Origin of the sequence: Clostridium bornimense (assembly GCF_018917145.1) — a bacterium.
Taxonomy (GTDB): domain Bacteria; phylum Bacillota; class Clostridia; order Clostridiales; family Clostridiaceae; genus Clostridium_AN; species Clostridium_AN bornimense_A.
This window is the reverse complement of the sequence record NZ_JAHLOD010000012.1, coordinates 68512-78779: the sequence shown is the minus strand read 5'-3', so window position 1 is coordinate 78779 and position 10268 is coordinate 68512. Positions and strand designations below refer to the sequence as shown.

Below are 10268 nucleotides of genomic sequence, written 5' to 3'. Positions count from 1 at the left end.
TCTGTTTTTTATTCTTGTTTTCATTATTGATTTCATTAAATTAGGGTAGCTCTTCTCAGAGCTACCCTTTCCTTATTCATTCTTTATTTTTCTTAGTCAGTCTTTTTTTTATTCAGACAAATCAATCTAACTTATGAATAAATAATCCACTTCTAAGTTTAGGTTCAAACCATGTAGATTTTGGTGGCATTACTTCACCCTTATCAGCTATACTCATTAACTCTTCTATAGTAGTAGGATATAATGCAAAGGCCACACCATTATACTTGTCACCTAATCTTTCTAATTCATTAAGACCTCTTATTCCACCTACAAAATCGATTCTCTTATCAGTTCTAGGATCATTTATTCCTAAAATAGGTCCTAAAAGATTATTTTGCAAAATAGAAACATCTAATGATTCTAAAACACTTTCTTCAAATGTACCTTCTTTTGCTCTGATTTTATACCATTCCTTATTTAAATACATTCCAAAAACATGTTTTTCTCTTGGTTTAAAACTTCCATAAGCTTTTTCAATATCAAATTTTTCCTTAACTTTTTCTAATAATTCATCAGCTGTTAATCCATTTAAATCTTTAACAACTCTGTTATAATCCATTATTTTTAAATCTGAGCTAGGAAATAACACTGAAAGGAAATAATTAAATTCTTCATCGCCTTTATAGCTTCTAACTAAATCTCTTCTAAGTTGACCAACTTTTACAGCTGATGCTGCTCTATGGTGTCCATCAGCTATATAAGAACATGGTACTTCTTCAAATAAACTTACAAGAGTATTTATTCTCTCTTTATTACTAACGCACCATACTATATGCTCTACGCCATCTTCAGCTAAAAAGTCTACATTTGGTTCTTCACTAGTAATTTCCTCAACTAACTTGTTAATTTCTTCTTTATCTCTATAAGTCAAGAAAATTGGTCCAGTATGAGCACCACATATATTTACGTGATTAATTCTATCCATTTCCTTGTCTTCTCTTGTTTTTTCATGTTTCTTTATCTTATTAGTTAAATAATCATCGATAGATGAACATGCAACTATTCCTGTTTGAACTCTTCTATCCATAATTAATCTATAAACATATAATATACTTTTTGAATCTTCTACAAGAATCCCATTTTCAATGAAATTTTTAAGATTTTCCTTTGCCTTCTCATAAACTCTTCTATCATATATATCAATAGTTTTAGGCAAATCTACTTCTGCCTTATCAATATGAAGAAAAGAATACATATTGTCCTTAACAATTTCTCTTGCTTCATCTGAATCCATTACATCATATGGTAATGCAGCTACCTTATGCGCTACATCTCTTCTTGGCCTATATGCCTTAAACGGCCTTATCATCACCATCTAAATCTTTCCCCCCAAATTCGTTAATAATTGCTACTATTTCTTCTCCTATTCTCTTTTGAGCTTCAATAGTAGAGCCACCTATATGAGGAGTTGCACTTACTTTTGGATGATTTACTAATTCTGCATTTTCATTTGGTTCTTTTTCAAATACATCTAATGCTGCTCCAGCAATATCTCCGTTATTTAAAGCATTCAATAATGCTTTTTCATCTACAACTCCACCTCTAGCGCAATTTATTAAATAAGCGCTATTTTTCATAATGTTTAATTCTTTTTCCCCTATTACAGCTCCCACTGATTTTATAAATGGAATATGAAGAGATACAAAATCACTAACTTTTAACAATTCTTCTTTTTCTAAGAATTTAAATTGATCATATCCCTTAGCTTCTCCTGTAATATCAGTATAAACTACTTTCATACCTAATGCACTAGCTCTTTTTGCTGTTTCTCTCGCAATTCTACCAAAGCCGATTAGTCCTAAAGTTTTTCCACCTAATTCAAACCCTTGATATTTCTTCTTTTCCCATTTACCTTCTCTCATAGTAACATTAGATATATTAATATATCTTGCTAATGCAAACATGTGACCTATAGCTAATTCTGCTACTGATGCAGATGAAGCAAGTGGAGTATTTCTTACAGTAATACCGTTTTCTTCAGCATATTTAACATCTATATTATCTACACCAACTCCACCTCTTATTATCAACTTTAATTTTCCAGTTTTCAAAGCTTCATCTATAAAGTCTTTTCTTACTTTTGTTGCTGATCTTACTACAATAACATCAACTTCTTTAATTTTATTTACTAAATCTTCCCCTTTATATTGATTGTCATCAACATCATAACCTAATGCTTTAAGTTTTTCTAAAGCTTCAGCTTCCATTCCATCATTAACTAATATCTTCATAATAAATAGCCCCCCAAAATTACCTACTTAAGATTTAAAATATCTTCAATATTTTCTAATAATTCTTTAATATCATCTAAAGTCATTTCAGCCATATGTGCAATTCTAAATGTCTTTTCTTTTAAATCACCATATCCATTTGATATAGCAAAACCTCTTTTACCTAATTCTTTATTTAAATCAGCTACGGAAATACCTCTTGTATTTTTTATAGCAGTTACTGTATTTGATAAATGTTTTTCGTCCCCAAATAAATCAAAGTATTTTTTAGCCCATGCTCTTACATATTCAGCCATTTCAATATGTCTCTTAAATCTATTATCTAATCCTTCTTCAAGCATTAAATCAAGTGCATAATCTAAAGCAAACATATGTGAAAGTGATGGTGTTGATGGATATTGATAATCTTTCTTTTGAATAAAGTTATAGAGATTTAAAAGATCTAGGTAATACCCTCTAAATTCTATTGTTTTTGCTCTTTCTACAGCTTTCCTAGAAAATGTACAAATTGCTAATCCAGGAGGTAACCCTATAGCTTTTTGTGAAGATGTTACGCAAATATCTATACCTAATTTATCAACTTCTATTTTGCTTCCTGCTGCAGATGATACGGCATCTATACAAAATACTACATCTGGGTATTTCTTTACTACCTCTGCAATTTCTTCTATTGGATTCATAATACCTGTTGATGTTTCATTGTGTGTTACAAAAACACTATCATATTTTCCTGTTGATAATGCGTCATCAACCATTTCATGTGTAATCGCTTCCCCCATTTCTACTGCAAACAAATCCGCTGGCACATTGTTAAACTTAGCCATTTCGTACCATCTCTTACCAAAAGCACCTATTGAAAATACTGCTGCTCTCTTCTTAGTAGTACAACGAATAGCTCCTTCCATTAGTCCACTACCTGATGAAGTTGATAATAAAATTTCTTCATTTGTGTAGAATACTTTTCTTAATTTGTCACTAATACCTCTTTGAAGTGCTGATGCTTCCTTACTTCTGTGTCCAATCATCGGTGTCGCCATTTTTTCTAAAACATCTTGTCTAACTTCTACTGGACCTGGAATAAATAATTTCTTATGCATGAATTTTCCCCCTTAATTTAAAATATCACTAATTTATTTCATCATAAGTGTACTACCCCTAATATACTTATGACATGCACATTTATATAACAAAAAAGACATCCTTCCCCAAAGGGACGAATGTCTCGTGTTGCCACCCTAATTGATTAAAATATGTTTACTCGAAACATATCATAATCCTCTCAAATGTTTTAACGGTTTTCTCCGTATTACTCATCGTAATAAGCCTCCAAGGTGGATTCACATTGAATTTGTATCGATTTTCAGCAACCATCGACTCTCTTAAACATTTTCTAATGTTACTATTCTCTTCAACGGCTAATATTTACCTTGGTAATATAATACATCAAACTATTATTACTGTCAATATATTTTTTGTATAATTATTCACATAATTACAAATATAATATTTTATTTTAAAATTAACAATATCATTATATGCAAATACCATTTTTAATAATTTTTCATTCTTACCCATATAAATCTGGCAATCTTGTTATTATGGTATCTATCCATTACCATCTAATACACAATTCAGTTTTTGTGCTTCATAGAATTACATTTTTTAATATATCTATTTAACATAAATATACACTATTAATCATAAGTTTATCTGATACTATTTTCATATTTTAAATAAGATGAAATTGTGTCCACTTCTGTGAATGGAGTCTTCGAATAAAAATAATACCACGGAAAACAAGATCAATACTCATGCCAAGGGCGATTCCAATTACACCCCAGCCGAAAGCCATTCCAAATAACGCTAAAAAAGAAACCTTATAACAATTGTCGAAGTACTAGACGTAATCATTGTAAATTTTACATCTCCTTGCAAACGATAGTGTAAAATTTATTTACACTTCTTTCTTTAAAAATCTTCATATATCAAGGTTTTAGAAGTTTTTTGCATAAAAACAACGCCCCCCTGATTTCTATGTTAAAATTGAATCTCCCAACAAACAAAAATAACTTAGAAAGGTTGTCGTTATTGTGGATTCAATTATAACTTATTTACTAGAATATAATCAATATTTAATTAATATAATTTTTCAATTCCTCATATTTATTTCTAAATATATACCACTTGGGCAATTATCTTTTGATGATTCAAATAGCCCAGAGTATCAAAAATTTAAAATAGATAAACTTCCTAAAATAATTAAATTTCATAGTGTAGATTACAAATTACTTTTAGCTTACTATAACCATAAATACAATAAAATCGTAACTCCTGTAAAACGACGTAATGGTAAGTCTATACCGACTAAAATAAAGTTCCCTAAATGTGGCGCTCCGCACCAATATATCTATGATAATAATGGCAATAAGGGTCAATACCAATGCAAAGTATGTGGTCTAACCTTTAAAGAGTCTAATTTTGCAACTAAACCACTAGTATTTAAATGTCCTTACTGCGGTAGCACACTCTCTGAACGTAAGGATCGTAAGCATTTTAAAATACATAAATGCATCAATACTAACTGCTCTTACTACAAAAGGAATTTGAAAAAACTGTTAGATAGCATTTTATATTGTTATAAATTAAAAAAATCGAGATTTTTTCAATCTCGAAATGTATATATGACCCTCTAATCCGCATAAATACGGCATTTTTTGTTGTTTCTTTCTATAACTTCAACACCTACATAAAAAATAGTTATCTATAATACAAGGGGTGCAACTATTCGCGGACACCAAATTGCTACCGATACTATTCCGGCGCACAACTACGGCCTCTACAAATTTTTGACCCCCTCTTAAAATTCTATTTTCTATCTACATTTTTTCCTGCTAAAAACACAGTTACATAATCTTCAAAAAATCCCGATAACCCGCTTAAAATGGGGCTTTTCGAGACATCAAACAGACCGTCTCCACATGTGGAGTATTAGGAAACATATCCATTAACTTAACTTTTTTAACTTCGTAACCATGTTCTTTAAATTGAACTAAGTTATCTACTAAAGATACTGGATTACATGAAACATATATTATTTCTTTAGCATTAAATTTCACTAAATAATCTAACGCTTTTGGTGATACACCAGCTCTCGGTGGATCTACTATTATGATATCAGGCTTAACTTTTAATGTTTTAATTACCTCTCCAACATCTCCAGCAATAAATTCAGTGTTATTTAGATTGTTTAATTTTGAATTAATTTTTGCGCTTTCTACAGCTTCTTCTACTAATTCAATACCAATTACTTTTTTTGCTTCTGGTGCAACAATCTGTCCAATCGTACCTGTTCCACAATATAAATCAAATACTACCTTATTATCACTATCTCCCATAAAATCTTTTACGATACTATATAATCTTTCAGCACCTTTTGTATTAGTTTGGAAGAATGACATTGGTGTTATTTTAAATTTAAGATCAAATAACTTATCATAAATATAATCTCTACCATATAATACATCTAACTTGTCAATTATTACAGCCTCAGATAAACTATCATTACTTGTATGCAAAAATGATACTAATTCATTTTCTAATGGTAATGATTTTACTTTTTCAACTAACTGAGTGAAATCAATATTCATCTGAGTAGTAGTAACAAGATTAACCATAAGTTCTTTTGTATTTTCGCCTTTTCTAACTACTAGATTTCTAAGGAACCCTTCTCTAGACATAACTCTATAATGTGGCAGATTATTTTCCCTTGCAAATTGTAAAACTGCATCAAGAATTAATCTAAAATCATTATCTACTAACTGACACTTATCTACAGTTAATATACCAAAGCTTTTACCTTTAGCATGCATTCCAAGAGTTAGTTCCCCACCCTTTTCAAGATCTCCAAAGGTAAATTCCATCTTATTTCTATATTGAAATTGCTTCTCACTTTCTTCAATTCCTAAATACTCATAAGATTCTATTTTCTTTTGCTTAAATAGATTTAAGACAGCTCTTTCTTTAAAATTAAGCTGTGTTGAATAATCAATAAATTGATGTGAACATCCACCACACCCCTCATTAAAATGAGAGCATAGTGGTTCTATCTTATAATCAACTTCTTCAATAATTTCTCTCGCTTGACACTCTAGTCTGCCTTTTTTCTTTCTTCCACCAGAGACCTTTACTTTTTGTCCAGGAACAGCATTTTTTACATAAATCTCTCTATCATTATGTTTACCTACACCCATCCCTGGAAATGCTACATCTTCTATAAGTACTTCATATTCACGTCTTCTTTTCGCCATTTGCTCACCTTATCCTATTATTTTTGCTGCAAAAAAGTTTCCAATTGTTCCTTTTAATTTTGTAACTGGCGTAATTGTTAAATATAAAAGTGATACTATTACATAACATAAGAAATTAGCATACACCTTATATTCTGATACAATTTTATAACCTGCAAAATTCAAAACTAAATTCACTAGAACCATAATTACAGCAGAAGCTATTGCAATAGATATAATATCTACTAAACTACTAACAAAATTCCACCCTAATCCTCTTTTCTTTTCCATGTATATTCCTCCTTTATATCAAATGTATCCCGTATTGTAAATCCTAAATAAGATATTAACTTTACTAAAAACCATATTTTTATGCCAAATATATTATACCATTTAAATATGATATATAGAATTATTTTGTTTAAAATTTATTTCATTGTCAATAATTAAAATAAAGGAGGTTGATTTTTTTGTTTAGAATAGTGTTTAAATACATTCTTATTTTATTTTTTATGATATCTTGCAAACTTATACTTTCTATATTAAATGAATTTGTAAACGAAATAAGCTGTCGTTGTAAGAAAAAAGAAGATATATTTAATAATATGATTTTAATTAATACTATGTCTCCATTAGAATCAAGGCTACATTCTCTTAATGACATAGAGTTTAAAACCTTTATAAAAAAATTTCTTCTATCTATTGGATACAAAAATGTTTTAAATTATGATAGATCAGGTTTTGATTTTTTAACTTATGATGACAATTCAAACTATGTTGTGAAATTTTTAGAGTACACAGAAGATGATGATTTTGACATTAATAACTTCATTCTTTCTACAATTGGTGCCTTAATTATAGAAAATAAAACAAAAGCTATTATCTTATGTCGTGAAAAAATATCAGAGGATACAAAAAAAGAACTTCTAAAGCATGAAAATTTTACAATCTTAGATAAGCAATATCTTTTGAATCAATGTTTAGTTAACAATATAAATATATGAGGTGAAACATGTATACTTTCTTAATAATGATATTATCTATAGAAATCTTTTTTATTTTAGCAAAAGTATATAAACTTACTTTAGGTTTCTTAAAGCTTAAAAATTTATCATCAAAAATATCAAATAGTATTATTTCTGAAAAAGATCTATCTAATTTATCACCAATAGATCTCTATAATTGGAGTAAAAGTTTATTTACTTCTAATGGATATTTAGAAGTACGAGATATTGATGAATCCTATATTTCAATATTATCTAAAGACAATACCTTATTTGTGTTACTTTGCAAACATTATGTTAATGAAAATGACTTTTACAACTTTATTGGGACCATGTATGAAAATAATATTCATAATGGTTATATTATTCCTATATCTTCTTATGATGATATTATAGAAAATAAGCTTGGCTTGATACCTCCTGATTTTAATATAAAGCTTCTATCTAGTACTGATATCATTAATTCTATCACTAATAATTCTTATAATCCAACAGCTACAATATAAAATAATATACAATAGTACAAAAAGGAGCTGTCCTAAACAACTCCTTTTTGTACTATTGTAAATCTTTCAATTTTGTTATTTCATAATTTAATGTACTGCCATCATACATATAACTCATTTTATCAATGTATGCAGCTACTTTACTCGGCCAACCTGCATCTGTTGCATATTGATGCCATCCATAAACAGTGTCCCATTTCATTTTAAAAATAGTATTTTGATTATATGTAGAATTATTAACATAATTATCACTTATCCATTTTGCTCCACCTTCAATAGCAGCATCAATAGAAGTCCATTGATTTTCATAAGCAAATTTTGCACCTTGTCCATTTGGATTAGAATCAAATGCTTTTATTCCAAATAGATTATATGTCATTACTCCTTTATATGAAATACCCTGCGCCAACCTAGATGTTCCATATCCTGTTTCATGAATAGAATGTGCTAAAAGATATAACGGATCAAGATTATATTTTTTAGCTGCGTCTACAAAAACTTGCCCTTTGCCATTTAATACTCCTCCTCTATAAGGAGAATTATCTAAGTAATCATTAATGCTATTTACATCTACATCTTTAAATTCATCTATTCTTAAAAATTGACTTATACTAGAATTATGTAACAATGTTTTTACATTGATATAATCAGCTACCTGAGCTACCTTAAGGTTACCTGAGACTCCTGAAGCTATATTTCTTTCTGCTTGTCCTACTAAAAATTCATTATATCCTTTATCAGTAGTAACAACTTCGTAATTTCTCGATATCGACAATGGTTCATCGGATATTTTTATTCTAATAGCCTTAACAGATAAATCTAAATCTGTCGTTCCTGCCACCTTTCCATTCTCTACCCAATCTTGCCATCCAATATCTTCAAGATACACTTGATATTGAATATTATATTCTATTTCAGAACCTTCAATCCAAATTTGTATAGCTTCTATTTTATTTCCGCTACCAATATCTCCTGATACTTCACCATTTTCTACTATAGGCATCCATCCTAAATTTTGAACATGAGTCTGATACTTAATTTTAATATTGCTCGGTAAACTTTTAGTTGAAATTGATATTGCTTCTAAGTTACTATTATCCTCTATATTACCTGCTATATCATTTCCACTTACTTCTCCAAGATTACCTTTTTCAACATCATAAACACTATACTTTATATTACTATCAGATATTTCAATATCCTTTTTATGTACAATTTTCATTTCTATTGCTTCAATTCTTAGTGACTTTCCTATGGTTCCGGCTACTTGTCCATTCAATACCCATGGCATCCATCCAATATCTTGTACATGAACTCTATATTGTACACAATAATCTTCTGAACCTTTTCCTTGAAGTTTAAACTGAACTGCTTCCAGCCTTAATGACTTTCCTGTTGTTCCTAATATATTGGAGCCTTCTTGCCAATTACTCCAGCCCCTATCTTCAACATTAACTCTACTTTTCAGCTTCATTCCTTCAGTAGGATTGGTCAATTTAACTTGCAAAGCTTCTAACCTTAATGATTTTCCCGTAGTACCAGATGTTTCACCATTGTTACTCCATCCCATCCAACCAACATCTTGAACATGAGATCTATAAGTAATACCAACATCTGAACATGCAAATACTTCTTCGCAAGGTATTAATGCACCTAAAACAACACCTATTATAATAGATACACCAAGTAATATTCTCCCATACTTATTATGCATTACATTGGTCCCCCAAACTATTTCAATTTTTCATTAGCTATATTGTTGCATAATACCTTTACATATCATCAGGGTTAACAAAAGAGGTCAAATGTCTCTGATTTTTGAAGATACTTCCATATTTAGTTTTATATATAATTAATGATATACACTTATTAATTAGTAACACTTCTCTATTCAAAATGTAAGTACTAACGAATTAGTTTACAAATTCATTATCTAATGGCAATATTTCATTCTACCATTATAAACCCACTTTTTATGTACGCAAAAATTTTACTAAAAAACATTATATTCACTAAAATCAAAACAGAAATACTTAATATCTTATTCATTCTACCCTCTAACAAATAAGCCCTGAAATTAATATTAAGGTATTAATGCTTCGACTCTATATTACATTATTTTATCTCCACTTACAATAATTAAATTTATTTCATTTTATTAAATAAAATCATTAATATACAAAAAGTTTTTCTAAGCTT

The 10268-nt window shown here is 29.3% G+C and carries 8 protein-coding genes and 1 other annotated feature; of the genes, 2 read left to right on the top strand and 6 right to left on the bottom strand.

Annotated features, from left to right (window positions below; all coding sequences use genetic code 11):
- Positions 1–121 precede the first annotated feature (121 nt).
- The 5 genes from KQI30_RS06230 to KQI30_RS06210 all read right to left on the bottom strand — a co-directional run bounded on the left by KQI30_RS06230 (position 122) and on the right by KQI30_RS06210 (position 6850).
- A complete protein-coding gene (locus KQI30_RS06230; RefSeq protein ID WP_216462414.1) occupies positions 122–1357 on the bottom strand; it encodes a DUF1015 domain-containing protein in 1236 nt (411 codons plus the stop codon).
- On the bottom strand, positions 1335–2276 hold the full coding sequence (locus tag KQI30_RS06225; protein WP_216462418.1) for a D-2-hydroxyacid dehydrogenase: 942 nt from the start codon (positions 2274–2276) through the stop codon (positions 1335–1337). Before KQI30_RS06225 ends, KQI30_RS06230 begins: the two co-directional genes overlap by 23 nt.
- A gap of 20 nt (positions 2277–2296) precedes the next feature.
- Positions 2297–3370, bottom strand: coding sequence for a pyridoxal-phosphate-dependent aminotransferase family protein (locus KQI30_RS06220; RefSeq protein WP_216462413.1), 1074 nt, complete (start codon positions 3368–3370; stop codon positions 2297–2299).
- Positions 3371–3479: 109 nt separating this feature from the next.
- Positions 3480–3694, bottom strand: a binding site (T-box leader).
- 1515 nt (positions 3695–5209) lie between these two features.
- Positions 5210–6580: a 23S rRNA (uracil(1939)-C(5))-methyltransferase RlmD gene (rlmD, locus tag KQI30_RS06215; protein WP_216462412.1), complete on the bottom strand. Its 1371-nt coding sequence runs from the start codon at positions 6578–6580 to the stop codon at positions 5210–5212.
- Between the two features lie 9 nt (positions 6581–6589).
- Positions 6590–6850, bottom strand: coding sequence for a hypothetical protein (locus KQI30_RS06210; RefSeq protein WP_216462411.1), 261 nt, complete (start codon positions 6848–6850; stop codon positions 6590–6592).
- A gap of 179 nt (positions 6851–7029) precedes the next feature.
- Between KQI30_RS06210 and KQI30_RS06205 the strand changes: the two genes are divergently transcribed.
- Both KQI30_RS06205 and KQI30_RS06200 read left to right on the top strand, forming a co-directional pair.
- Complete coding sequence (locus KQI30_RS06205) at positions 7030–7563, top strand: hypothetical protein (RefSeq protein WP_216462410.1); 534 nt, start codon at positions 7030–7032, stop codon at positions 7561–7563.
- An 8-nt stretch (positions 7564–7571) separates the two neighbouring features.
- Positions 7572–8069 carry a hypothetical protein gene (locus KQI30_RS06200; protein WP_216462409.1) on the top strand — a complete coding sequence of 166 codons (498 nt, stop codon included), beginning with the start codon at positions 7572–7574 and terminating at the stop codon, positions 8067–8069.
- 52 nt (positions 8070–8121) lie between these two features.
- On the opposite strand, the gene KQI30_RS06195 is transcribed toward KQI30_RS06200, so the two are convergent.
- The gene (locus KQI30_RS06195) at positions 8122–9783 is read right to left on the bottom strand and encodes a glucosaminidase domain-containing protein (protein WP_216462408.1); all 1662 of its coding nucleotides are present in this window, start codon (positions 9781–9783) and stop codon (positions 8122–8124) included.
- Positions 9784–10268: the final 485 nt, after the last annotated feature.